Origin of the sequence: Nocardia bovistercoris (genome assembly GCF_015674855.1) — a bacterium.
Lineage (GTDB): Bacteria > Actinomycetota > Actinomycetes > Mycobacteriales > Mycobacteriaceae > Nocardia > Nocardia bovistercoris.
This window is the reverse complement of sequence record NZ_JADMLG010000004.1, coordinates 454,525-478,715: the sequence shown is the minus strand read 5'-3', so window position 1 is coordinate 478,715 and position 24,191 is coordinate 454,525. Positions and strand designations below refer to the sequence as shown.

Here is a 24,191-nt window from a genome sequence, read left to right as displayed (position 1 = left end):
AATAATCAGGGTCGCCGCGCGGTCGAGGACCCCGTGTGCTACGCGCGAGGGCGGTTCAGTAGGGTCGAGCGCGTCATCCGATCGTGAGGTTCGCCGTGTTCGTACCTTGGGACATCCGGCGCACCGCCCGGTCGCGCGCCGCCATGGAACTGCCGTGTCACCGCTGTGGTCGTGCCGCCGAGCACGCGCTGTGCGAAGTGCGCGCCGTCGTCACCGTCGCGGGCGCGCGGGTGGCCCGGATACCTTCGGGACAGGTGGTCGAATGCCGCCGCTGCGGTATCGCCGCGCCGGTGTCGCGCTCGCATTTCGAGCAGTTGGTGCGCCGGTCGCACGCGGCCGCGGCGCCGGACTGGGTCGCCGCGCCCGCCTTCGGTACGCACCGGCCGAACGGCTCGGTCACCAGCGGGTGGTGAGCGCCCCGAGCGCGCCGAGCGCCACCGCCGCCGCCGTCGACGTGCGCAGAACCGTGGGGCCGAGCAGTACGGTCAGCGCACCCGCGTCGGTCAGCGCGTCGAGTTCGACATCATCGAGGCCGCCTTCGGGGCCGACCACGAGCACGACCCGCCCGGCCTCGGAGAATGGCAGTTCGGCGAAGGGCGCCCGCGCGGATTCGTGCAACGCCGCCGCCACTCCCCCGCCCTCGGTGACCCGGCGCACCAGATCCACGACATCGCCGATGCGATGCAGATCGGCCACCTCGGGGATGTAGGCGCGGCGCGACTGCCGCGCCGCCGACCGTGCCGCCGCGCGCCATTTCTCGACGCCCTTGGCGGCCTTGCCTTCCCATTTGGCGACGCATCGCGCGGCCTGCCACGGCACGATCGCATCCGCGCCCGCCTCGGTCATCAATTCCACCGCCAGTTCCGAACGGTCGGATTTCGGCAGGGCCTGCACGATCGTCACCGAGGGTGAAACCGGCTGCGCCACCGCGTGCTCCAGGATTCGCAGATCGAGGCGGTCGCGCTGGGTGGCGATCACCTCCGAGGCCGCGAGCAGACCGCGCCCGTCCGACAGCGTGATCGGCTCGCCGACCCGGATCCTGCGCACCGTCGCGGCATGGCGCCCCTCGGGGCCGTCGAGTACCGCGACCGCCCCCGGCTCCGGAATCTCGTCGAGGTAGAAGACGGTGGCGGCCAACGGATCAGCGTCCGCTGAAGGAGGCGCGCAGGCGCGCGAACAGACCGCTGTTGTGCTCGGACTGCGCGGTCATGACCTCGGCGCGATCGCGATCACGCATGCCCTTGAACTTGCGAAGCAGATCGGTCTGCTTGCTGTCGATCTTGTTCGGCACGACGATGTCCAGATGCGCGAGCAGGTCGCCGCGCGCGCCCGAACGCAGCCGCGGCATGCCGTGGCCGCGCAGCACCGAGACCTCGTTGGGCTGGGTGCCCGGCGCGATGGTGAGTTCGGTTGGGCCGTCGAGGATGGTGTCGATCACGACCGTGGTGCCGAGCGCGGCGTCGACCATCGGTACGCGGATCGTGCAGTGCAGGTCGTCGCCGTCGCGCACGAACACATCGTGCGGCTGCTCCACGATCTCCACGTACAGGTCGCCCGCGTGGCCGCCGCCCGGACCGACCTCGCCCTGCGCGGCCAGACGCACCCGCATGCCGTTGGCGACACCCGCCGGAATCGGCGCCGCGATCTCCCGACGCGCGCGCACCCGGCCGTCGCCGCCGCACTTGTGGCACGGATCGGGAATGGTCTCGCCCGCGCCGCGACAGGTGGGGCACGGGCGCGAGGTGAGCACCTGACCGAGGAAGGAACGCTGCACCGACTGGACTTCGCCCGCGCCGCCGCAGGTTTCGCAGCGCACCGGCGCGGACTTGCCGTTGGTGCCCGCGCCGTGGCAGATGTCGCAGAGGATGGCGGTGTCGACAGTGAGATGTTTGGTGACGCCGACCGCGCATTCGGCCAGACTCAACCGGGTGCGCAGCAGCGAATCGGCGCCCGGTTGCACCCGGCCGCGCGCTTTGCGTTGTCCGCCACCGGATCCGCTCATGCCGCCGAAGAACGCCTCGAAGACGTCGCCGAGGCCGCCGAAACCCTGGCCCGAGAAACCCGCGCCGCCGCCACCGGACTCCAGCGGATCGCCGCCCATGTCGACGATGCGGCGCTTCTCCGGGTCCGACAGCACCTCGTAGGCCGTCGACACCTCTTTGAACTTGGCCTGCGCCACCTCGTCGGGGTTGACGTCGGGATGCAGTTCGCGCGCCAGCTTCCGGTAGGCGCGCTTGATCTCCTGATCGGTCGCGTTCTTCGCGACGCCGAGCAATCCGTAGTAATCCCGTGCCACGTGAGTCTCTAGTCCTTGGTCGCTCTCCACCCTCCGACCGACCGGTCGGGCGTGGGATCATCGGTGTCCGCACGGCGTCGACCGCGTTCGATCGACACCGTTCCGACCGTGTGCGCCGCACGGCACCCTCGCCGCCGACGGCATTCAGTCGCATACGCTCAGGCGACATCAGTCGCCTGCACTCAACTTTATCCGGCCGGAGGTTCGAGAGTAGCAGCGGCGTTGTCGCGCTCCGGCCCGCCGCTCACCGCTCGGCCAGTACCTCGCCGATATAGCGGGCCACGGCCGCGACCGAGGCGATGGTACCCGGGTAGTCCATGCGGGTCGGGCCGAGCACGCCCATGCCGCCGAGCACCGCGCCCGACACGCCGTAACCGGTCGACACCACCGAGGTGCCGCGCATCTGCTCGACCTGGGTCTCCTCGCCGATGCGCACCGTCACCGTGCCGGGCTGCTGGGCGGCGGCCAACAGTTTCAGCACGACCACCTGCTCCTCCAGCGCCTCGAGCACATGGCGCAGCGAACCCGGAAGGCCGAAATCGGCGGCATTGCGGGTGAGGTTGGCGGTGCCGCCGAGGACGAGGCGTTCCTCCGGATGTTCGACCAGCGTCTCCACCAGCACCGTTGACACCCGGATCAGCACGTCGCGCAGTTTCGGGGGCGCGTGCTCGGGCAGTTCGGCGACCGCGGCCGAGGCTGCGGCCAAGCGCTTGCCGTCCATCGCGCCGCCGAGCATGCCGCGCAGCGCGGCCAGATCTTCGTCGTCGATGAGCGCGCCGAGTTCGACCAGCCGCTGATCCACGCGTCCGGTGTCGGTGATCACCACCAGCAGCAGACGCGCCGGATTCAAGGCGACGACCTCGATGTGGCGGACGGTGGAGGCCGACGCGGTCGGATACTGGACTACCGCGACCTGCCTGGTGAGCTGGGCCAGCAATCGCACGCCGCGGCGCAGCACGTCGTCGAGGTCGACGCCGGATTCCAGGAATTCCATGATCGCTCGGCGCTCGGCCGCCGAGAGCGGCTTGACCTCGGAGATGCGGTCCACGAACTGGCGGTAGCCCTTGTCGGTCGGGATACGGCCGGAACTGGTGTGCGGCTGGGTGATGTAACCCTCGGCCTCCAGCACCGCCATGTCGTTGCGCACGGTGGCGCTGGACACACCCAGATTGTGACGGTCTACCAGGGATTTCGAACCGATCGGCTCCTTGGTCGCGACATAGTCCGCGACGATGGCACGCAGGACCTCGAAGCGCCTGTCCTCGGTGCTCGACATCGGGCCTACCTCCTCACTCCTCGGTACGCCGCCCTCGCACCGGACGCGCACGGGAGGCACGATCGGCGATTCCCGATTCCGTCCGAGTATCCAGTCTAGTTGCCGATACACCAATAGCTCACCGACGCAGCGCGCGTATCCCGATGCCCTGACCGGGCCATACACGAATCGCATGGCCCGATCACGACACCGCTCGGCGAGCCGGGCGTACTAGCCTGCCGCGGCCTCGACGACAGCGGCGACCTCGTCGGGGCGGGAGACCAGGGAGGCGTGCGATGCGTCGATCTCGGTGGTGCGCGCGCCCATTCGCTCGGCCATGAACCGTTGCGCGGACGGCGGGATCACGCGGTCGCCGCCCGAGATCAGGTACCAGCTCGGCGTCTCGGCCCAGGACGGCGCGACCGACGGTTCGAGATTGGCGGCGATGGCGATCGAGTGCTGGTGGGCGATCATGGTCGCGACGGTGTCGGTGGAGACGTCCTGGGCGAAGACGTCGTGGAACCGGTCCGGGGCGACGTAGCCGTCGATATTGCGGCCCGCTATGCCGGTGGGATCGTTCTCGACCAGGGTGAGTTGCAGCGCGGGCGGCAGCAGTTGACTGCCGGGGAAGCGCACCGGGTCGAGGAGCAGTTGCGCGAATTCGCCGCCCGCCGGGGCGAAAGCCGCGACGTAGACCAGGGATTCGACATCGGGGTCGTGGATCTGGCTGATGACGAAACCGCCGTAGGAGTGGCCGACGAGCACGATCGGCCCGGAGATGGCGTCCAGGGCGCGCTGCACCGCGGCGGCGTCGTAGGCCGGTCCGCGCAGCGGGTTGTCGGGGACGACGACGGTGTATCCGTCGGCGCGCAGCTTCTCGGCGACGCCGTCCCAGCTGGTGGTGTCGGCGAAGGCGCCGTGCACGAGGACGACGGTGGGCAGGTGCGTGGCGTGCGCGGGCGCGGTGCAAAGGACCGCGGTCAGCGCCAGTGCGACGGTGACGAGGCAGGAACGTAGGGCGGAGCCGAATCTCGTGATGCCGGTCGACATTTCGTATCTCCTCGGAGGATGCGGATGCGCATACGGGCACAACACATCCCGGCCGGTCACGATCCGGGGCGGCGCACACACGCCGACCTGACAGCGACACGACTCGACGCGGGCCGAGACACGACCGGGCATGCGCACGAGCCTAAGCGGCCGGACCGGTCGGCACGTATCGCGACTCGTCGGCGGATTCCGCCCACCCGTTCGGTGATCGCACGATTCCGGCGCGGCATCCGCGTTTCCAACACGGCGCCCGCGTACCGCGACATCGGCGATCAGGGCATCCGCGCTCGGATACCGCTGGCGCGGGCATCGGCGGCGATCACGGTGCCGCGCGTCCGAAACGCGGAATGCCCACGCTCTCGACGCCCGCGCTCACATGTCCGGCGCGCGGCGAGGTGTGCGATTCAGTGGGGGGATCCGACCTGCTTGCCCGCGAGCGCGTCGAGTCCGAGCATCGCGAGTAGCGATTCGCAGTCGGCGGCGTTCTCGGCGTGGCTCGCGACGGTTCGGGCGGCGATCGCGCACTGACGGGCGTTCTCGGCCTTCTCCGCGGCCCGCGCCTCAGCGAACTCGTTCTGCTCGTGGATCAGGGTGATGTTTCGTGCCGAGGGCATAGAACTGACTCCTTGGGGTTGGTGGGAGCCTATACGGGTAAGCGGCTCGGCGATAGTGAACCGAGCACAGACTGTGGCGCACATCGTGCCCACATATCACGTGGCGGGCGTCATACCAGCAGTTCACGTACCACGCCATCGGCGAGCAGGCGGCCGCGATCGGTGAGGACGAGCCGGTCGCCGACCACGGATGCCAACCCTCGACCCACGACGGCGGGCACGGCGGCGCGCCCGCCGGGATCGAGATCGGACAGCGGAAGCCCGGTGCGCAGCCGCACCGCGAGCATTACGCGCTCGGTATGACGCTCGGACCGGGTGAGCGCCTCCCAGCCCGCCGCGGGCAGGCCACCGCCCGCGACCCGGTCGACGTAGCGCGCCGGATGTTTGACATTCCACCACCGCACCCCGCCGACGTGACTGTGCGCGCCGGGACCCGCGCCGAGCCAGTCGCCGCCATCCCAGTAGCCGAGGTTGTGCCGACAGCGCGCGGAATCGCCGATGGCCCAATTGGATACCTCGTACCAGTCGAAACCCGCCGTCGACAGCCGCGCGTCGATGCGTTCGTAGCGGGCGGCGAGCACGTCCTCGTCGGGGGCGGGCAGTTCGCCGCGGCGGACCCGGCGTGCCAGCGCGGTGCCGTCCTCGACGATGAGGGAATAGGCCGAGACGTGGTCGACCCCGGCGGCGAGCACCGCGTCGACACCCGCGTCGATGTCGGCGTCACGCTCGCCGGGGGTGCCGTATATGAGGTCGAGGTTCACGTGATCGAAGCCTGCGGCGCGGGCTTCGACGGCGGCGGCCACCGGGCGGCCGGGGGTGTGGGTGCGGTCGAGTACCTCGAGCACGTGGCGCGCCGCGGACTGCATGCCGAGGGAGACACGGGTGTAGCCCGCCGCCCGGATGCGGGCGAAGAAGGCGGGGTCGGTGGACTCCGGGTTGGCCTCGGTGGTCACCTCGGCGTCGGGGGCGAGGGTGAACTCGGCGCGTACGGCGTCGAGTACGGCGGCAAGTCCGTCGCCGCCGAGCAGTGAGGGGGTGCCGCCGCCGACGAAGACCGTCGCCACCTCGGGGGTCGGGGTCGGCAGGCGCGCGAATCGGCGGGCCGCGGCGGACAGTTCACCGCGCAGCCCTTCCAGCCAGGAATCGGGCGAGGCCGAGGTGCCGAGTTCGCCCGCGGTGTAGGTGTTGAAGTCGCAGTATCCGCAGCGGGTCGCGCAGAACGGGACGTGCACGTAGATCCCGAACGGGCCGCCGCCGAAGTCGCGCAGCGCGGGCTGCTCGGATTCGGTGGCGATCGGGGTTGCCGCGGGTGAACTCACCCTTCCAGTGTGCCGTTCCGCCGATCCGCGCCCGACGCCGCAGGTGGGTCCGCGTGACCGGTCCACATCGCCGAACCTGTTCGAGGCGATCGGGTCGACCGAGATACCTCGGCCCGATCCCGCCCTCCGGCCTTTGCCCCGCGGCGCCGGTTTCGGCCACGACTCGGCTCCCGGCCGCGAGTGCGGGCATTGCCGACCGGGACTCCGCGGCCACACATCGGTCGACCATCCGCCCGCGCGACATCACGTATCGGACATTTCCCCTACTCGCAAGTACGCTCGCCCGCGCCTGAATATGACGACCATCACAAATAGACCGCGCGGTCCAGGGAATTTCCCCCGGTTCCACGGAAAATACTGGCAGGGCGGTCGGAACCGACGATCGTACATGGCACAATAGGCCCATGCGCGGATCTGGAGTACGACTGGTGGCGCGTCGCCACGTCGACTACAAGCGCGTCTGTAGCGCCAGCTGTCTGCCCAATTCCCACCGGTAGTCCAGCGGCGCGTATCCCGGGTCACTCCCGATTCACTCCCGATACCGCATCGGTCCGCTGACAACCGCGGGCGCGAGTTCAGCCCCTCGCGCCGACAGCCAGGATGTACCACTCACCCAGCAGGAGCGACCCCATGACGTCGAGCACCGACGCCGGTCCAAGCGATCAGTCCAGCCCCGAACCCGCGGGCAGGCAGGCGCGACCCCAGCGCCCCGCTTCCGAACGCCGAGTCCGGCCGGACCGTCCGCGCGCGGAGGCGCCCGCGGGACCGAGGGCGCGCACCGGCAAACCGGTACGCCGCAAGGCCGAGGGCCAGTGGGCGCTCGGCTACCGCGAGCCGCTCAACCCGAACGAGCAGTCCAAGAAGGACGACAACCCGCTCAACGTCCGGGCGCGCATCGAGAACATCTACGCCAAACAGGGCTTCGACAGCATCGACAAGGGCGACCTGCGCGGCCGCTTCCGCTGGTGGGGTCTCTACACCCAGCGTGAACAGGGCTACGACGGCACCTGGACCGGCGACGAGAACATCGACCTGCTCGAAGCCCGCTACTTCATGATGCGCATCCGCTGCGACGGCGGCGCGCTCAGCGTCGAACAGCTGCGCACCCTCGGCGGCATCTCCACCGAATTCGGCCGCGACACCGCCGACCTGTCCGACCGCGAGAACGTGCAGTACCACTGGATCGAGGTGGAGAACGTCCCCGAGATCTGGCGGCGCATCGAAGCCGTCGGCCTGCAGACCACCGAGGCGTGCGGCGACTGCCCGCGCGTCGTGCTCGGCTCGCCGCTCGCGGGCGAATCGCTCACCGAGATCATCGACCCGACGCCCGCGATCCAGGAGATCGTGCGCCGCTACATCGGCAAGAAGGAATACTCCAACCTGCCGCGCAAGTTCAAGACCGCCATCTCCGGTCAGCAGGACGTGGTGCACGAGATCAACGACGTCGCGTTCATCGGCGTCGAACATCCCGAGCACGGCCCCGGCCTCGATCTGTGGGTCGGCGGCGGGCTGTCCACCAATCCGATGCTGGCCCAGCGCGTCGGCGTCTGGGTTCCGCTCGACGAGGTGCCCGACGTCTGGGAAGCGATCGTCTCGCTCTACCGCGACTACGGCTACCGGCGACTGCGCACCAAGGCCCGCATCAAGTTCCTCGTCAAGGACTGGGGCATCGAGAAGTTCCGCGAGGTGCTCGAGGAGAAGTACCTGAAGCGCAAGCTGATCGACGGCCCGGCGCCCGCGCAGCCGACCAAGCCCATCGACCACGTCGGCGTGCAGAAGCTCAAGAACGGGCTCAACGCGATCGGCTTCTCCCCGATCGCGGGCCGCGTCTCGGGCACCGTGCTGACGAAGGTCGCCGACGCGGTGCAGCGCATCGGCTCCGATCGCATCCGGTTCACCCCGTACCAGAAGCTGATCGTGCTCGACGTGCCCGACGACAAGGTCGACGCGCTCATCGACGAACTCGCCCCGCTCGGCCTGCAGGCCCGTCCCTCGCTGTGGCGGCGGAATCTGATGGCGTGCAGCGGCATCGAGTTCTGCAAACTGTCCTTCGCGGAGACCCGCAAGCGCTCCCAGGCGCTGGTGCCCGAACTCGAGCAGCGGCTCGAGGATCTCAACGCCCAGCTCGACGTGCCGGTCACCATCAATATCAACGGCTGCCCGAACTCCTGCGCGCGGTCCCAGATCGCCGACATCGGATTCAAGGGTCAGCTCGTCGACGACGGCGCCGGGAATCAGGTGGAGGGTTTCCAGGTTCATCTCGGTGGCAGCCTCGGCTTCGACAGCGCCTTCGGCCGGAAACTGCGTCAGCACAAGGTGACGACCGGCGAGCTCGGCGACTACATCGAACGCGTGGTCCGCAATTTCATCAAACATCGCGAAGCGGGCGAGCGGTTCGCGCAGTGGGCCGTTCGGGCCGAGGAAGCCGACCTACGGTGAACACGTTCGCGTGACGGGAGATCTATTGTGACAACGAAACTCGCCGAGAAGCTGTCCGAGGACGAGCTGCGCGACATCGCCGAGCGCGGCGCCGCCGAACTCGGGCCGGACGCGTCCGCGGTGGAACTGCTCGAGTGGACCGACCACACCTTCGGCGCAGGCTACATCGTCGCCTCCAACATGCAGGACGGGGTGCTGGTCCATCTGGCCGCGCAGATCCGCTCCGGCGTCGAGGTGCTGTTCCTCGACACCGGATACCACTTCGCCGAGACCATCGGCACCCGCGACGCGGTGGAGGCCGTGTACGGGGTGAACGTGGTGAACGTCGGGCCGGAACAGAGTGTGGCCGAACAGGATCGGTTGCTCGGCAAAGATCTCTTCGCACGCGACGCGGGCGAATGCTGCCGCCTGCGCAAGGTCGTCCCGCTGCGGCGCTCGTTGTCCGGATACAACGCGTGGGTGACCGGAATCCGCCGGGTCGAGGCCCCGACCAGGGCCAACGCTCCGCTGATCTCCTATGACGAAGGCTTCGGACTGGTGAAGATCAACCCGATCGCACCGTGGTCCGACGACGAGATGCAGGACTACATCGGGCGCCACGGCGTTCTCGTCAATCCCCTGGTGGAGGAGGGATATCCATCCATCGGCTGCGCTCCGTGCACACGGAAGCCGGAGCCGGGAGCCGATCCGCGAAGCGGCCGCTGGGCCGGGATCGCGAAGACCGAATGCGGACTACACACCGCATGAGCAAGGGGACATCCATGACCGAAACCATCAGTGCGCGCGCCCTGGGAATTTCCGAATTCGACACCCTCGCCGCCCTGGAATCCGAGTCACTGCACATCTTCCGCGAGGTGGCGGGCGAGTTCGAGCGTCCGGTGATCCTGTTCTCCGGCGGCAAGGACTCCACCGTGCTGCTGCACTTGGCGCTCAAGGCTTTCTGGCCCGCGCCGCTGCCGTTCGCGCTGCTGCACGTCGACACCGGGCACAACCTGCCCGAGGTGCTCGCCTTCCGCGACAAGGTGGTCGAGAAATACGGTCTGCGGCTCTACGTCGCCAAGGTCGAGGACTACCTGGCCGACGGCAGGCTCACCGAGCGCCCCGACGGCATCCGCAACCCGCTGCAGACCGTGCCGCTGCTCGACGCGATCTCGGAGCACCGCTTCGACGCGGTATTCGGCGGCGGCCGCCGCGACGAGGAACGCTCCCGCGCCAAGGAACGGATCTTCTCGCTGCGCAACGCCTTCGGGCAGTGGGACCCCAAGCGCCAGCGTCCCGAGCTGTGGAACCTCTACAACGGCAAGCACGCTCCCGGCGAGCACGTGCGGGTGTTCCCGCTGAGCAACTGGACCGAACTCGACATCTGGCGCTACATCGCCCGCGAGGACATCGATCTGGCCACCATCTACTACGCCCATCAGCGTCCGGTCTACCAGCGCGACGGCATGTGGATGACGCCCGGCGTCTGGGGCGGCCCGGCCGAAGGCGAGACGCTCGAGACCCGCTCGGTGCGCTACCGGACCGTCGGCGACGGATCGTCCACCGGCGCGGTGCTGTCCGACGCCGCCGACAACGCCGCGATCCTCGCCGAGGTCGCCGCATCGCGACTCACCGAACGCGGCGCGACTCGCGGTGACGACCGGGTCTCCGAAGCCGCCATGGAAGACCGTAAGCGAGAGGGTTATTTCTGAGATGTCCGACCTATTGAGGCTGGCCACCGCCGGTTCTGTCGACGACGGCAAGTCAACCCTGGTCGGACGGCTGCTCTACGACACGAAATCCGTGCTGGCCGACCAGATCGACGCCGTCACCCGCGCGTCGGTGGACAAGGGTCTGGCCACCCCTGATCTCTCGTTGCTCGTGGACGGGCTGCGCGCCGAACGCGAACAGGGCATCACCATCGATGTCGCCTACCGCTACTTCGCCACGCCCGCACGGTCCTTCGTGCTCGCGGACACGCCGGGACACGTGCAGTACACGCGCAACACCGTGTCGGGCGCGTCCACCGCGCAACTGGTGATCCTGCTCGTCGACGCGCGCAAGGGCGTCATCGAGCAGACCCGCCGCCACGCCGCGGTGCTCGCGCTGCTCGGCGTGCCGAAACTGGTGCTCGCCGTGAACAAGATCGACCTCGTCGACGATCCCGCCGAGGTGTTCGCGGCCATCTCCGCCGAATTCAACACCCTCACGACCACATTGGGCTGGGCGCCCGAGGACGTGCTCGAGATCCCGGTGTCCGCGCTGCACGGCGACAATGTCGCCTCCCGCTCGCGCAACACCCCGTACTACGACGGTCCCTCGCTCATCGAACACCTGGAATCGGTGCCGGTCGACGCCGACAGCACCGGCGCGCACACCCTCGGCCTGCGCTTCCCGGTGCAGTACGTGATCCGGCCGCGCACCGCCGAACATCCCGACTACCGCGGCTACGCCGGACAGATCGCGGCGGGATCGGTGTCGCCCGGTGACGAAGTCGTGGTGCTGCCGTCGGGAATCCGCACCACCGTGGAACGCGTCGACACCCCGGACGGGGAACTGGCGGTGGCCCAGACCGGGCGCAGCGTCACGCTCATCCTCGCCGACGATGTCGACGTCTCGCGCGGCGACCTCATCGCCTCGGTCGGCGACGCGCCCGAACCCATCGACACCTTCGACGCCACGGTGTGCTGGCTCGGCGACAAACCGCTGCGACCGGGTGCGCGACTGCTGCTCAAGCACGGCACGAAAACGACCCAGGCCATCGTCGGCGCACTGCTGGAACGCTTCGACGAACAGCGCCTGGCCGCCGACCCGAACCCGGAATCGTTGCAGCTCAACGATATCGGACGGATCTCGGTGCGCATCGCGGAACCCGTCGCCGCCGACGACTACCGCGTGAACCGACACACCGGCAGCTTCCTGCTCATCGACCCCGCGGGCGGCAATACCCTGGCCGCCGGACTCGTCGGTGACGCGCTGAGCGCGGTCGAGGTCGGTTCCGGGGTCTGATCGTGGGGTTCTCGATCGGCGACACGCCGCCCGTTCGTTCCGCGGGCGGGGGGTCGGTCGTCGGCGTGACCTACGCCCTCGACGGGGTCTCCGTCCTGGGCGCGGCACCGGTCGAGAATGCGGCTGCGGTTGCAATCACGACGCCGGTCACGAACGAGGTTCCGGTATCCAGCGCCACTCCGGTCACGGACGCGGCCGTCGAGAACGCGGCCGACGTCACCGACTCGGCTCCCATGATGAACGCGGCTTCCGCCTTCGACATCGCCGCTGTCGCCAACACGGCTACGCCCACTACTCCGGTGGTGGATGCAGTCCCATCGACGAAAACGGCCGTGGCGATGCGCACGATTCCGGCGCGTGAGGCGGCATTGATCGTGGTGGCGCACGGTAGTCGTGATCCGCGCTCAGCGGCGACCGTTTCGACAGTAACATCCGAAATCGCTTCGGAAAGAACCGATCTCGACGTTCATCTGGCATTTCTCGATCTGAGCGCGCCCTCGGTCGAGCAGGTCCTCGACACCGTCGCGGCGCGCGGACACCACCGGGCTGTCGTGGTTCCGTTGCTGCTCGGCAGCGCTTTCCACGCCAGGGTCGACCTACCGGGACTGCTGCGCGCGGCCCGCGCGCGACACCCCCGGTTGCTGCTGACCCAGGCCGATGTCCTCGGTCCCGACCCACGCCTGATCGCGGCGCTGCGAGACCGGGTGCTCGAGCATGTCACGGCCGAATCCGGCGCACGGATCACCACGTCCGACGGTCGACGAAATTACTACGCGCACAAACGAATACCGCCCGAGGTAGCCGACCTCGGCGTGATCGTCGCCGCCGTGGGCTCCTCGAGCGCGTCCGCGAACGCACGCACGACAGGCGTAGCTCGTCGGTTGGCTTCGATGACCGACTGGGCGACCGAAACCTGTTTCGCCACAGCCGAACCGACGGTATCCGAGGCCGGCGCACGGCTGCGGGAACGTGGCTGCGACCGAATCGTGGTCGCCCCTTGGTTCCTCGCACCGGGCCTGCTCACCGACCGACTGCACCGCGCCGCCCCCGACCTCCCGCACGCCGCCGTCCTCGGCCCCCATCCCGCCTTGACGGGCCTCGTATGGGACCGCTACGACAGCGCGAACGCGATAATCCCGCTCACCGCCTGAGCCCGTAACCCACTGCCCGCGCACCCGAATCCCACGGCGCCTTCCCGATGATCCTCACCGCGTGCGAGAGCGCGGGCGTAAGTGGGCGAAGTCGCCCAGCTCCGGAGAAGCCGTCGGCCCACTCCCCGCGCGGATAGACCGAAGGTCGAACACTCCCGGCGGCGTCACTTCGTCGGGACCCATGATCTATCGCGACGCCGGGGTAACGCACCCTGTCGAATCCTGCGCTCAGCTTCAAGCCGGAGTGCCGAAGAGAATCCGTTCGACTATCGCTCGAGCGGTGCCGACTTTGGCGCTCGCGCCGAGTTGGCTGGCGGTGTTCGCGGCGCTGACCACGGCGTCGACTTCGAAGGCGAGGATCGCGGGGTCGCCGGGGGCGGCTAGGCCGAGGGCTTGGGCCTTGCCGATCTCCACGGCGAGGAAGGCTTGCCATTCTTCCAGGTCGGCGGCGAGGGCGTCGCGGACCGGGCCGGGTCTGCTGTCGAATTCGGTGACGGCGGCGGTGCGGAAGCAGCCGCCGGGGAAGGTGGGTTCGACGATGTGGGCGAACCACCGGTCGATCAGCACGCGCAGCCGGGATTCGCCTCGCGGCGCCGCGAGCGCGGGGGAAATGACTCGCTCCACGAAGACCTCGCGGCCCGCGCGCACCGCGGCCAGTTGTAGTGCTTCCTTGCTGCCGAAGAGGGTGGCGATACCGCTCTTGCTGAGTCCGAGGTCGGTGGCGAGGCGGCCGATGCTCACCCCGTTGAGTCCTTCGACCGAGGCCACGTCGGCGGCGTGGCGGGCAATGGCGGCGCGGGCGCGGGCGCCTTTGACCAGACGCTGATCGGTGACCGGCGAATCCGTGGCGGATGTCGTCTCGCTCATGGAGCCATTGTCCCATCACTCCCCTCTTGCCAAGACGAACGAGCGATCGTACTTTATTGTACGAACGGTCGTACTTTTTGTCACGTCACGAAGGGCACGCATCCCATGACCGAACTGTCCACACCCGGCGTCGTCGCACCCGCGACGGCGCGCCGCACCCTGCTGATCGCCTGCGGCGCCGCCTTCATCGCCTTCCTCGACCTTTCCGTGGTCAATATCGCCTTCCCATCCATGGCCCGCGACTACCCCGGCACTCCCGCGACCACCCTCACCTGGGTCGTCAGCGGCTACGCCGTCGCGTTCGCGGCGCTGCTCACCCCGGCGGGCCGCCTCGCCGACACCCTCGGACGCCGCCGGATCTTCCTGCTCGCCCTCGCCGGATTCGCGCTCACCTCCCTGTTGTGCGCGCTCGCGCCGACGGCGCCACTGCTCATCGCGGCGCGGATCGCCCAGGGCGCGACGGCCGCGTTCATGGTGCCCGCCGCGCTCGCCCTCGTCCTGGAGGTCACCGCGCGCGAGCGCATCGGCGCGGCCTTCGGGGCATGGTCGGCGGCGGGCGGATTCGCCGCCGTCGTCGGTCCCGCGCTCGGCGGCGCGCTGGTCGAGGCGTTCGGCTGGCGCGCGGTGTTCGTCATCAATGTGCCCGTGGCGTTGGCGTTGATGGCGCCGGTGCTGCGGATGCCGGAGTCCGGCGGCCGCGGATCCGTTGTCGCCCTGCCTGATTCGGTCGGCACGGGTGCGGTCGCGCTCGGGCTCGGCGCGCTCGTCGCGGGCGTCACCGAAGGACAGCGCTGGGGCTGGGACGCACCGGTCACGCTGCTCGCGCTCCTCGGCGGCGCGGCGCTGACAGCCTTCGCCCTGGTGCGCTCGGCGCGACACCGCGCACCCGCCATCGCCGTCACACTGTGGCGCAACCGGCCCTACGCGCTGGCCAACGCGGCATCGTTCGTGTTCGGCGCGGCGATGTTCGCCTGGCTGCTCGCCGGACCGCTGTTCCTCGACACCGTCTGGGGCTACTCGGCACTCGGCTCGGCCGCGGCGCTCACCGTCGGCGCGGTCGCCTCCATGATCGCCGCCATCGCCGCGGGCCGCGTCACCGACCGGAGCCGACGGCGCCTGGTCGGGGTCGGCGGGGCGATCATGTTCGCGGCCTCGGTGCTGTGGATGAGCACCGACGCGCTCGGCGCCGAACCCGCGCTGTGGACGGTGTGGATTCCGGCGGGCGTGCTCGGTGGCGGCGGCGCGGGCATCGTGGTCACCGTCCTCGGGGCGGCCGCCGCCGACACCGTGCCGCCCGCGCAATTCGCCGCCGGAGTCGGCATGAACCTCACCGCCCGCCAGGTCGGCGGCGCACTCGGCGTCGCCGCACTCGCCGCCGTCTTCGCCGCCCGCCCCGACACCCCGCTCACCGCGTTCCACACCGTATTCGCGGTCTGCGGCGTGATCGCGACGCTCGCCGCACTCGTTCTCGCCGTCCCGACCCGCCCCGCACCAGTCGAGGAATGATCGTGTCCGACAACACAATCCACACCGAAGCCACCGACCCGATGCTGCTCGGCCCTGACGCCGCGAACGAACTGCTCGCGGGCGCGCCGTGGCGGCGCTTCGCGGCCGTCGGCGACTCCCTCGCCCTCGGCGTCGGCGACCCAAGCCCCGGCTACCGCGATATCGGCTGGTCCGACCGGCTCGCCGAAATCCTCACCGGGGTACGCCCCGACCTCGAATACCTGAACACCGGAAAGATCGGCGCCACCGTCGACCAGGTACTCGAACACCAACTACACCCCGTCCTGGATTTCCGCCCGGACCTCGTCCACATCAGCTGCGGCGGCAACGACCTGTTCCAGCCCGGCGGCCTCGACCGACTCCCGAAACGCCTCGACCGACTCTTCGAAGCCGTCGCCTCCACCGGCGCACTGATCTTCGCCTTCACCATCGCCGACGTATGGAACACCGAACGCATGGCCGCCATGCGCCGCATGCGCGAACCGATGGCCGCCCTCAACGCCATCGTCCGCGAACTGGCGACCCGATACGACGCACTCCTGGTGGAATTCTGGGACCACCCGCTGCGCCTACGCCCCGAAATCATGAGCGCCGACCTGATCCACTTCACGACCGGCGGCCACGCGGTGGTCACCAGCGAAGTGGTACGCGCGTTGAGCACCCACGTCCCCGTGGTCTCGGACTGAAACGCCCGCTGTCTCGGAAGTCTTTCGAAGAGAATGGCATCGGTGAACTCGAGGTCGCGGTCGACGAGTCGACGAAGTCGGTGCGGGACCGCTGATCGGTAGCGTCGGGCACCGTGTCACCCGACCGGCCGAAGGGGTGCTCCGGCACCGTCGAAGAGCGTGGAATCTTCGCGCGAGCCTCGCGAAGCGCACCCGACTCGAAGCGACCGGACCGCGCAACGGTGATTCGCGGTCCGGTCAACTCGCGTAGTGGTGGAGGAGTTCGGCGCCAATGCGGGCGAGTTCGGCGCGGACCTCCTGGGGTGAGATCACTTCGAGTTCCGCGCCCCAGCCCGCCAGTTGTTGGGCGATCATGCGTGGCGTGGGGGCGGTGATCCTGACCCGGGTGCGGCCGTCGTCGACCCGGCCATCGATTTCGCAGTGTCTGCCCTGTTGGTCGCGCAGGATCGGGAGTAGGTCGGGGGTTATCAGGACGGTCGCGGAGGTAGCGGCGCGGCGGGTCTCCATTTCGTCGACCACTTCGCGCCAGGTCGCGGGCAGGTCGAAAGTCGCAGGGCGGGTCGCGGTTTCGTCGGTGGGTTCGGCTTCGAGGATTCGGTCGAGGCGGAAGGTGCGGCGGCCGCGCTCGGTGCCCGCGAGGAGGTACCAGGCGCCGTCCTTGTCGACCAGGCCCCACGGGTCGACCGTGCGTTCGGTGCGGCGGTTCGCGCGTTGGTAGGTGAGGCGGACGCGGCGGCGGCGCACCACAGCGCGCTGTAGGTCGGCGACGAGGGCCGGGCGAGTGGTCTCGTGGCGGCCCCAGCGCGACGAATCGATCACCACGGCATCGGAGGCGGCTTCGGCTTCGGCTCGGAAGGTTCGGGGTAGGGCGCGCACCAGTTTGCGCAGGGCCGAGCGCACTTCGGGTTCGGTGCGCGCCGAGGAGCCCGCGAGCAGGAACAGCGCGTGCGCCTCCGGTGCGGTGAGGCCGGTGAGGTCGGTACGGGCGCCGCCGACCAGGGACCAACCGCCGCCGCGACCGCGCTGCGGGTAGACGGGGACGCCTGCCGTCGAGAGGGCTTCCAGGTCGCGGCGTGCGGTCGCGACGGAGATCTCCAGTTCGGCCGCGAGTTCGGCGGCCGTCACCCGGCCCCGCGCCTGTAGCACCAGCAGGGTCGCCACCAATCTGTCCGCTCGCATCTTTCGATTCTGCCCGGAAAAGCGCTCGAGAGATGAGCACTTTCGCTGGGATTCTGGGATCACCGACAAACCATCGAAGGGATGAGCCACATGCTCCGCGGAATGGCGACGACCACCTACTACGCCGACGACCTCGAGGCCGCGTGCCGCTGGTACGCCGACCTGCTCGGCATCGAGCCCTACTACCGGGTGCCGGGCGGATACTACGAATTCCGGATCGGCGATCACCAGCACGAACTCGGCATCATCGCGCGCGCCTACGCACCGCCGTCGGCGAGTAACGCGCCCGGTGCGGGCGGCATCGTGTACTGGCACGTCGACGACCTCGATGGCACGGTCGCGCGGCTGCTGGAGATGGGCGCGACCGAATATCAGCCGATCACCGCGCAGGGCGACGGCGAAGGCTTCGTCACGGCGTCGGTGATCGATCCGTTCGGCAACCTGCTCGGCGTCATGACCAACCCGCACTACCTCGAGGTGGTCGCGAAAACCGGTGCGGTGTAACGGCTCAGTGCGGGAACCAGCGTTCGAGGACCTTGGCCACGCCGTCGTCGAGCACGCCATCGGCGACTTCGTCGGCCATGTCCCGGATTTCGGCGGGCGCGTTCGCCATCGCCACCGAATGCGCCGCCCAGCGCAACATCTCGCGGTCGTTGTGGCCGTCGCCGATGGCGAGCGTGGCCTCGGGCGGAACCCGCAGCGCGGTGCGCAGCCGTTCCAACGCCCAGCCCTTGGAGACGCCGCGCCGCGAGACCGTGAGCCACGGACCGAAATCGCCGTGCACCAGACTCGCGTCGGGCAGCTCGAATGTCGCGAGCAGTCCCACCATGTCCTCCAGCGAACCCTCCGGCCACCAGCCGTTCAGTCGGGGAGTCGGCGCACTGCTCAACTCCTCGTGATCGACCAGCAGGTATTCGCCGATGGAGAACTCACCGGGGCTCGTCCCGGTCGCCCATACCCCCACGTCGACCCGTTCCACCGCGAAGATCATCTCCGGGAACAGCTTTCGCAACGCCGCGACGGCCGGCGCGGGATCGAAGGACTGCACCGCGACAGGCTCACCGCGCGCGACATCGACGTGCACCGCACCGTTCGAACACAGCGCGTGCCCGTCGACCAGCCCCAGTTCCGCGAGCACCGGCTTGGTGGTCAACAAGGTCCGACCGGTGGTCACCACCACGTGCGCGCCCGCCGCGACCGCGGCCCCGACCGCGCCGACCACGCGCGCACTGATCGGCGACCCCGGTTCCAGCAGTGTGCCGTCCACGTCGAGAGCGATGAGGCGAGGCCCTCCCCCGAGAACATCCATCCGAATATTGTGCAACGCCATCTCCCGCGACGTCACCCGTACGAGCCGCTCACCACCTCGAACGTCGCTCCGAGACTCCGCTTTCCCTCGACACCGTTGTGCGGTGCGGCGCGTCCGCAAGCGGCTCACCGGGCGCTCACAACACGTCGCCGAGCGTCCGTCGCAAGCGATGCGAATACAGCGGTCGTGTCACATCGCGCTGCGTCGACCTCAAGCGGAACGGTTGCCGGGCACAGTAAGTGGTGGGCGATCCGGGGTGATCGCGGATACCTTCGCTGACATGACGACGGTCCATGGAGGCCAGCGGGTAAGCCTGCCCGGGGGATGTCGACCACGCCGAGTTGCGCGACCACCGTGACGTGCGAGGCTCGCGGCGGTTACTTGCCTCGCGCTCCTCCCATACCTCCGGCGCCCATCCCGCCGCCGGGGCTACCGCCGCCGATCTTTCCGCCTCCGCCCGCACCGCCACCGAGACCGCCGCTCGGTTTACCTCCGGGCGCGCCACCGGGTTTCACACTGTTGCCGCTCGCACCTCCCGGTGTGGCGCCCGCGCCGGGAGCACCGCCGCCGCGGCCGGACGGCCCGCCCGTGGCCGACTGGTTCGGCGCACCGCCGGGGGCTGCGCCGCCTCCGGACGCACCGGAGGTGGGGCCGCCGCCCGTGCCGTCGCCGGACCTGCCCGGCGTCGATCCGCCCGCGGCTCCTGTGCCGCCCGAAGGGGCACCACCCGAGGTTCCCGTTCCGTCGGTATCGGTGCCGCCGGCGTGATTGCCATCGGCGGCTCCCGGCCCGCCGGACTCCCCGCCGTGACCGCCACCACTGTCATCACCACCGCCGGTCCCACCGCCACCGGTCCCGCTGGAGGACGCGGAGCCTTTGTTCGACGCGCCCCCGGAACCCTCACCTCCGGGTGCACTGTCGACCGAATCAGCCTGTCCCGCTGATCCTTCCGAAGAATGCGCTGCCGACTGTCCGCCCGACTCCTTGTCCCGCGACGCGGGCAGCGACACCTCGGGCACCTTCGACTCGTGTTCGGATATCGGCTTTCCGGAGTTGGTGTGCCCCGATTCCTCCTCCGGCGGCTGCTGTTTCGGGAGGTGGAAGGGCAGTGGGTTGACGAAGGTTGCCGGGTTCGCGTAGAGCATGCCGTGTCGTACGAGGGTGCGGGGGTCCGGTCGGTGTCCGCCGCGCGACTCCTCGATCGACGGGCCCATGGGAACGAGCGGTTTCGCGGAGGCGACCAGTTGGTCGAGGCCCCCGAGCGAGCGAGGGGTTCGGGGCAGCGGGATGCCTTGGCGGACAAGGCGATCCAGGGTGCTGTCGCCGCTCGGGTCGTAGAGCGTGTTGTCGGCGAGGACATCGCCGCCGGGCAGGAACTCGAGGAACGGGGAAACCCCCTGCTCCATCGAGCCGCCGAATACCGTGACCGCCGACATGGCGAGCGCGGAGGCGACCGCGGCGCTGGAGAACACCGCGGTGCGGGGTGCGCGGCCCTCGGTTTCGGCGGGGGCGAAGATGCGGGCGGCGAAATGCGCCGCGCCCGCCGCGCTGCACTGGCCGGGATCGGCCGACATCACGACGGGCCTGCCGAGTTCGGTGAGGGTTTCCGCGACTTCGACGGGGCGTGCGGCGCCGCCGACGACGAGAACGCGGTCGATATCGGCGAATCCGCGTCCGCTGGCACGCACGCAGGACCGGACGAGGCCGAAGGATCTCCGGATGTGGGCGACTCGCAGATCCCTGATGTCGCGGGCGGGCAGTGCGGATGCCATACCGTCGGGTGCGAAGCTCCTGGCGTGCCTGGCGATGATCGCGCCGAGCGGGCGGCCGCCGTATTCGTGTGCGCGCATCGGCTTTCCGACGATCGGATGGTCGGTCCAGTCCGGTCCGACGCGCACCACGGTGACGTCGAGACTGTTGCCGCCGAGGTCGTAGACCAGCACGAATCCCGTATCCAGCGGCCCCTGTTCGAATTCCAGCCATTCGGCCGCGGCCACCGGTTCCGGCGCCAGCAGTATCTCGCGCGCGCCGGACAGGTCGAGTGCCTGCCGCAGCAGGGCGACCTGCTTGTCGGAGTAGACCGCGGGATAGGTGACGACAGCGCCCTCGGCAGGCCCCGCGGCGTCGCGGAGTCCACGGGCGACCGCCGCCACGAGGTTCGCGGGCGACCATACGCGTCCGCCGATCTCGACCGGCGCCGGATCGCGGCTCAGGTCCGCGAATTCCGTTCCCGCCATATCGAATCGCCGGTCCGCGTCGTATTCGCCGTCGTAGGTGAGCACCGTGCGCCGCGTGCGCACGGCAGGACGTAGCCGCCTGTCGTGTATCGCGGCGGATACGGAGTTCACCGAACCGATGCTGAAACCAAGCCCTGAAGTCATCGCTATCCCGTCAACGCACCGTGACCACGTCCGGCGCACGAAGGAGCAGGCGGGCCGCGGTCGTCTTCCAAACAGCGCGTACAGGTTAGCTGTTCGTTGGAGAATCCGGATAGGTAATCGACATGAATCCGCAGTACTGGACGGAAAGTCCCGATTATCCCTGGTAGATCACCCACAGAAACCGACCATTCGCCTCCGAAGGCCGGTAATCGCCTACGCGAAGCCCGATTCCGCTATCTGTCAGCGATCACATATGCGGAATCCGGACGGGCGATTCCGTAGACGCCGGCCGAATCGAAAAGCTGGACAGCACACACCAACCAGTCGGTAACTAACCGATTGCCAAATCCTGAATTCACGGCTGGCAACCTGCAGGCACACGAAAATCCCGACACCCGAGACGGGTACGACGACCACCGGCGAAACTCGAAGGCCGCGAAAACCGGCAAACGAGACGTATTCGGAGCCAAGGAATCCGGAAGAGGTGGAATGCGAAAGATATTGTCGAACTGGAGCTTTCGCGACTCAGACTTTCGCCAACAGTCGACGGAACCCACCGACCGGCTTCACCACCGCTGCCCCACCCGGACGAACCTCGGGCCGCCGCGCACGCACCAGCCGATCGAAATCCGCCGCACCACGGACGGGTTCGGCCAACCGCCCCGCATTGAAATCCTCCGCGAGCGCCCGTACCGTCTCCTGCGCACACGACTTGTTCGTCCCGATGAACCCGGTAGGCCCGCGCTTGATCCACCCCGTGACGTAACTTCCGGTCACCACCGCGCCATCGGCCCCGTCGAGCACCCGCCCACCCCGATTCGGAATGACACCGGCCCGATCGTCGAAGGGCAGATCCGGCAGCGGCGCCCCCCGATACCCCACCGAGGTCAAGACGAGTCCCGCATCGATGCGTTCGACCACACCGGTCGACCGCGCGACCACACGCCCGTCGCCGTCCGCCACCAGTTCGTTGCGCACCACATCGAGACCGGTCACCGCGTCCGCGCCGAGCACAGCGGTCGGCGAACAGAGGTAACGCAGCACGACCCGCTTGCGCGCACCGAAGGCCCGACCGGAAACCCCGCGCAGCAATTCGATCTTGCGCCGCACCTGATACGGCAGATCCCCATCGGACACCGACAGGTCGCCCGCCACGGCGATATCGATGTCCGCCCCGAGCAAGCCGACGAATTCCGGCACGGTGAAGGCGGATTCGGCGGGCCCGCGCCGACCGAGGATCACGACTTCCTCGATGGCGCTGTTGCGCAACGCATCCAGTGCGTAGGGCGCGATATCGGTGTCCGCGAGCACGCGCGGATCAGCGGTGAGGATGCGCGCCACGTCCAGCGCCACATTGCCGTTGCCGACCACGACCGCGCGACGGTGCGAGAGGTCGAAGACGTCACCGGCGTGCTCGGGATGCCCGTTGTACCAGGCGACGAAGTCGGTGGCCGAGACATTTCCGGCCGTGCCCTCCCCCGCGATGCCCAGTTTGCGATCCGAGGACGCGCCGACGGCGTAGATCACCGCGTGGAAGTGGTCGAGCAGATCCGCGTGCGAGAGATGCCGCCCCACTTCGACATTCAGGTACGAGCCGAATCCCGGCTGCGCCGAGATCACGTCGAACAGTTCGCGCACCCGTCGCGTCGCGGTGTGATCGGGAGCGACACCGTGCCTGGCCAGCCCGTAAGGCACCGGCAGCCGGTCGAAGACCGTCACCGCGACACCGGGTTGGGTGAGCAGTTCGTCGGCGGCGTACATCGCCGACGGCCCCGATCCGACGACGGCCACCCGCAGCGGCCCGCGCTCGGTGTGCACGCGCGCCGCGGGTACGGGAGGCGCCAGCAGGGGACGCGGGCGCGCGGTCCGGTAGAAATCGGCGTTGATCTCGATGAACGGCCGCTGTTCCGCGGTGAGCTTCGTCGCGGAGGTGATGGCGTCCACCGGGCAGGCGGTGGCGCACGCGCCGCAGTCCACGCACGCCCGCGGGTCGACGTAGAGCATCTCGGCGGTGGCGAAATCGGGTTCGTCCGGCGTGGGGTGGATGCAGTTGACCGGGCAGGCGTAGACGCAGGAGGCGTCGCTGCAGCAGGACTGGGTGACGACGTAGGGCATGCTCGATCCGTCGCTCAGGCTGCGCGGCCGCGCAGCGGCTCGGACCGGTACCTGGTGGTGTGTCCGTCGATGTCGAGCAGTTTCCAGACCCGGCGTGCGACCGGGTTCATCAGGCCGATGTTCTTGGCGAGGGTGCGCACGTCACCGAAGAAATCGGCGAATTCCCGCTTGGCCTGATCGCTTCCGTAGAACAGTTCCTTGCGGACGTGGTCCGGAATGTCGAATTCCTTCCAGAACGACCGCGGCGGCGTGTAGATCGACCGGCCGAGAATCCACATGACGAGCGGCATGGCCAGCGACAGCACGAATTTGTTCGCCGCGCTCTGTTCGGGCACGTGCTGTTGCAGGAATTCGTGGGCGAAGGAGATGTGCCGCGCTTCCTCCGCGACGTGGATGGCCATCACCCCGCGCATGATGGGGTGGACCTCCTCGCCGGAGCGCAGGATCGCCTTCTGGATGTGGTCGATCGGTTCCTCGCCCGCGAGCACCGCCATGAAGAACAGGTTCGGGAACAGTGCCGCGACGGGCGCGCCGAGGTATTTGAACTTGGAGACCAGCGGACCCATTCCCGGTACGTCGAGCCCGATCCGGTTCACCATTTCCTGGAACATCAGGGTGTGGTTGTGCTCCTCGATCATCTCGTGGGAGCAGTACCGGAATTCGGGCGAGCCGTTGGGCAGGCCGAAATTGTGCGTGACCATGCCGCTGATGAGAATGGATTCGAATTGCAGGCCGACCTTGGCGACATTGGCCTGGCGGTATTTGCCGATGGCGATCTTGCGGTCATCGGGAAGCGCCCGATACCACGGGTGGCGCCCGATGGCGTCACCGGAGATCGGGAGGATCCAGCGTTCGGGTCCGGCGTCGGGATCGAAATCGGGTGCGTCCCAGTCGATGTCGCCGAAGGGGTCGAAGTGCCTGTGGACGGACCCTTCCGACAGCAGCATGAGCTTGGACGCGTACTCCCGCGCCTTCGCCAGATCGGGATCGGTGGCGGACGTCACGGCTGCCGACATCGTCGTCACTGCCTCTCCTC

Annotated in this window: 21 protein-coding genes; 9 read left to right on the top strand and 12 right to left on the bottom strand. The window is 69.0% G+C overall.

Going from position 1 to position 24,191, the window contains the following annotated elements; genetic code table 11:
• Window positions 1-95: 95 nt before the first annotated feature.
• Entirely contained in the window at window positions 96-413 is a 318-nt protein-coding gene (locus IT779_RS13170) for a hypothetical protein (protein ID WP_196149540.1), read from the top strand.
• Here the strand turns inward: IT779_RS13170 and IT779_RS13165 are convergent.
• The 6 genes from IT779_RS13165 to hemW all read right to left on the bottom strand — a co-directional run bounded on the left by IT779_RS13165 (window position 397) and on the right by hemW (window position 6,534).
• Window positions 397-1,137 carry a 16S rRNA (uracil(1498)-N(3))-methyltransferase gene (locus IT779_RS13165; protein WP_196149539.1) on the bottom strand — a complete coding sequence of 247 codons (741 nt, stop codon included), beginning with the start codon at window positions 1,135-1,137 and terminating at the stop codon, window positions 397-399. The genes IT779_RS13170 and IT779_RS13165 overlap by 17 nt on opposite strands.
• Before the next feature lie 4 nt (window positions 1,138-1,141).
• Window positions 1,142-2,296 (bottom strand): molecular chaperone DnaJ, encoded by a 1,155-nt coding sequence (dnaJ, locus tag IT779_RS13160; RefSeq protein ID WP_196149538.1) that lies wholly within the window; start codon window positions 2,294-2,296, stop codon window positions 1,142-1,144.
• A gap of 244 nt (window positions 2,297-2,540) precedes the next feature.
• Window positions 2,541-3,572 carry a heat-inducible transcriptional repressor HrcA gene (gene hrcA, locus IT779_RS13155; protein WP_196149537.1) on the bottom strand — a complete coding sequence of 344 codons (1,032 nt, stop codon included), beginning with the start codon at window positions 3,570-3,572 and terminating at the stop codon, window positions 2,541-2,543.
• Window positions 3,573-3,782: 210 nt separating this feature from the next.
• Entirely contained in the window at window positions 3,783-4,601 is an 819-nt protein-coding gene (locus tag IT779_RS13150; RefSeq protein ID WP_196149536.1) for an alpha/beta fold hydrolase, read from the bottom strand.
• Window positions 4,602-5,005: 404 nt separating this feature from the next.
• Complete coding sequence (locus IT779_RS13145) at window positions 5,006-5,215, bottom strand: hypothetical protein (protein ID WP_196149535.1); 210 nt, start codon at window positions 5,213-5,215, stop codon at window positions 5,006-5,008.
• A gap of 110 nt (window positions 5,216-5,325) precedes the next feature.
• Window positions 5,326-6,534 (bottom strand): radical SAM family heme chaperone HemW, encoded by a 1,209-nt coding sequence (gene hemW, locus IT779_RS13140; protein ID WP_196149534.1) that lies wholly within the window; start codon window positions 6,532-6,534, stop codon window positions 5,326-5,328.
• A 630-nt stretch (window positions 6,535-7,164) separates the two neighbouring features.
• Here hemW and IT779_RS13135 point away from each other — a divergent pair.
• The 5 genes from IT779_RS13135 (at window position 7,165) to IT779_RS13115 (ending at window position 13,112) form a co-directional block, all read left to right on the top strand.
• A complete protein-coding gene (locus IT779_RS13135) occupies window positions 7,165-8,973 on the top strand; it encodes a nitrite/sulfite reductase (RefSeq protein WP_196149533.1) in 1,809 nt (602 codons plus the stop codon).
• Window positions 8,974-9,000: 27 nt separating this feature from the next.
• Window positions 9,001-9,720: a phosphoadenylyl-sulfate reductase gene (locus IT779_RS13130; protein WP_196149532.1), complete on the top strand. Its 720-nt coding sequence runs from the start codon at window positions 9,001-9,003 to the stop codon at window positions 9,718-9,720.
• Between the two features lie 14 nt (window positions 9,721-9,734).
• Window positions 9,735-10,664 (top strand): sulfate adenylyltransferase subunit CysD, encoded by a 930-nt coding sequence (gene cysD, locus IT779_RS13125; protein WP_196149531.1) that lies wholly within the window; start codon window positions 9,735-9,737, stop codon window positions 10,662-10,664.
• Window position 10,665: 1 nt separating this feature from the next.
• A complete protein-coding gene (locus IT779_RS13120) occupies window positions 10,666-11,961 on the top strand; it encodes a sulfate adenylyltransferase subunit 1 (protein ID WP_196149530.1) in 1,296 nt (431 codons plus the stop codon).
• Between the two features lie 338 nt (window positions 11,962-12,299).
• Entirely contained in the window at window positions 12,300-13,112 is an 813-nt protein-coding gene (locus IT779_RS13115; RefSeq protein WP_196149681.1) for a sirohydrochlorin chelatase, read from the top strand.
• A gap of 234 nt (window positions 13,113-13,346) precedes the next feature.
• Here the strand turns inward: IT779_RS13115 and IT779_RS13110 are convergent, their stop codons facing one another.
• Window positions 13,347-13,979 (bottom strand): TetR/AcrR family transcriptional regulator, encoded by a 633-nt coding sequence (locus IT779_RS13110; RefSeq protein WP_196149529.1) that lies wholly within the window; start codon window positions 13,977-13,979, stop codon window positions 13,347-13,349.
• Window positions 13,980-14,084: 105 nt separating this feature from the next.
• On the opposite strand from IT779_RS13110, the gene IT779_RS13105 reads away from it, so the two are divergent.
• Both IT779_RS13105 and IT779_RS13100 read left to right on the top strand, forming a co-directional pair.
• Window positions 14,085-15,485, top strand: a complete 1,401-nt coding sequence (locus tag IT779_RS13105; RefSeq protein WP_196149528.1) for an MFS transporter — start codon at window positions 14,085-14,087, stop codon at window positions 15,483-15,485.
• Window positions 15,486-15,487: 2 nt separating this feature from the next.
• The gene (locus IT779_RS13100) at window positions 15,488-16,171 is read left to right on the top strand and encodes an SGNH/GDSL hydrolase family protein (RefSeq protein ID WP_408637749.1); all 684 of its coding nucleotides are present in this window, start codon (window positions 15,488-15,490) and stop codon (window positions 16,169-16,171) included.
• Between the two features lie 237 nt (window positions 16,172-16,408).
• Here IT779_RS13100 and IT779_RS13095 read toward each other — a convergent pair whose 3' ends face one another.
• Window positions 16,409-17,350 (bottom strand): helix-turn-helix transcriptional regulator, encoded by a 942-nt coding sequence (locus IT779_RS13095; RefSeq protein ID WP_196149526.1) that lies wholly within the window; start codon window positions 17,348-17,350, stop codon window positions 16,409-16,411.
• A 90-nt stretch (window positions 17,351-17,440) separates the two neighbouring features.
• Between IT779_RS13095 and IT779_RS13090 the strand changes: the two genes are divergently transcribed.
• A complete protein-coding gene (locus tag IT779_RS13090; RefSeq protein WP_196149680.1) occupies window positions 17,441-17,854 on the top strand; it encodes a VOC family protein in 414 nt (137 codons plus the stop codon).
• 4 nt (window positions 17,855-17,858) lie between these two features.
• Here the strand turns inward: IT779_RS13090 and IT779_RS13085 are convergent, their stop codons facing one another.
• From IT779_RS13085 to IT779_RS13070, 4 genes are all read right to left on the bottom strand, one after another.
• Complete coding sequence (locus IT779_RS13085) at window positions 17,859-18,659, bottom strand: HAD family hydrolase (RefSeq protein WP_196149525.1); 801 nt, start codon at window positions 18,657-18,659, stop codon at window positions 17,859-17,861.
• Window positions 18,660-19,036: 377 nt separating this feature from the next.
• Complete coding sequence (locus IT779_RS38510; protein ID WP_196149524.1) at window positions 19,037-21,007, bottom strand: Hsp70 family protein; 1,971 nt, start codon at window positions 21,005-21,007, stop codon at window positions 19,037-19,039.
• 558 nt (window positions 21,008-21,565) lie between these two features.
• The gene (locus IT779_RS13075) at window positions 21,566-23,155 is read right to left on the bottom strand and encodes an FAD-dependent oxidoreductase (RefSeq protein WP_196149523.1); all 1,590 of its coding nucleotides are present in this window, start codon (window positions 23,153-23,155) and stop codon (window positions 21,566-21,568) included.
• Between the two features lie 14 nt (window positions 23,156-23,169).
• On the bottom strand, window positions 23,170-24,171 hold the full coding sequence (locus IT779_RS13070; RefSeq protein WP_196149679.1) for an AurF N-oxygenase family protein: 1,002 nt from the start codon (window positions 24,169-24,171) through the stop codon (window positions 23,170-23,172).
• Window positions 24,172-24,191: the final 20 nt, after the last annotated feature.

What these genes read in the sequence shown, in the direction of transcription:
- hrcA (WP_196149537.1), bottom strand. Translation starts at nt 3,572, where the DNA reads ATGTCGAGCACCGAGGACAGGCGCTTCGAGGTCCTGCGTGCCATCGTC.
- IT779_RS13150 (WP_196149536.1), bottom strand. Translation starts at nt 4,601, where the DNA reads ATGTCGACCGGCATCACGAGATTCGGCTCCGCCCTACGTTCCTGCCTC.
- IT779_RS13145 (WP_196149535.1), bottom strand. Translation starts at nt 5,215, where the DNA reads ATGCCCTCGGCACGAAACATCACCCTGATCCACGAGCAGAACGAGTTC.
- IT779_RS13135 (WP_196149533.1), top strand. Translation starts at nt 7,165, where the DNA reads ATGACGTCGAGCACCGACGCCGGTCCAAGCGATCAGTCCAGCCCCGAA.
- cysD (WP_196149531.1), top strand. Translation starts at nt 9,735, where the DNA reads ATGACCGAAACCATCAGTGCGCGCGCCCTGGGAATTTCCGAATTCGAC.
- IT779_RS13120 (WP_196149530.1), top strand. Translation starts at nt 10,666, where the DNA reads ATGTCCGACCTATTGAGGCTGGCCACCGCCGGTTCTGTCGACGACGGC.
- IT779_RS13115 (WP_196149681.1), top strand. Translation starts at nt 12,300, where the DNA reads ATGCGCACGATTCCGGCGCGTGAGGCGGCATTGATCGTGGTGGCGCAC.
- IT779_RS13110 (WP_196149529.1), bottom strand. Translation starts at nt 13,979, where the DNA reads ATGAGCGAGACGACATCCGCCACGGATTCGCCGGTCACCGATCAGCGT.
- IT779_RS13105 (WP_196149528.1), top strand. Translation starts at nt 14,085, where the DNA reads ATGACCGAACTGTCCACACCCGGCGTCGTCGCACCCGCGACGGCGCGC.
- IT779_RS13095 (WP_196149526.1), bottom strand. Translation starts at nt 17,350, where the DNA reads ATGCGAGCGGACAGATTGGTGGCGACCCTGCTGGTGCTACAGGCGCGG.
- IT779_RS13090 (WP_196149680.1), top strand. Translation starts at nt 17,441, where the DNA reads ATGCTCCGCGGAATGGCGACGACCACCTACTACGCCGACGACCTCGAG.
- IT779_RS13085 (WP_196149525.1), bottom strand. Translation starts at nt 18,659, where the DNA reads ATGGATGTTCTCGGGGGAGGGCCTCGCCTCATCGCTCTCGACGTGGAC.
- IT779_RS13075 (WP_196149523.1), bottom strand. Translation starts at nt 23,155, where the DNA reads ATGCCCTACGTCGTCACCCAGTCCTGCTGCAGCGACGCCTCCTGCGTC.
- IT779_RS13070 (WP_196149679.1), bottom strand. Translation starts at nt 24,171, where the DNA reads ATGTCGGCAGCCGTGACGTCCGCCACCGATCCCGATCTGGCGAAGGCG.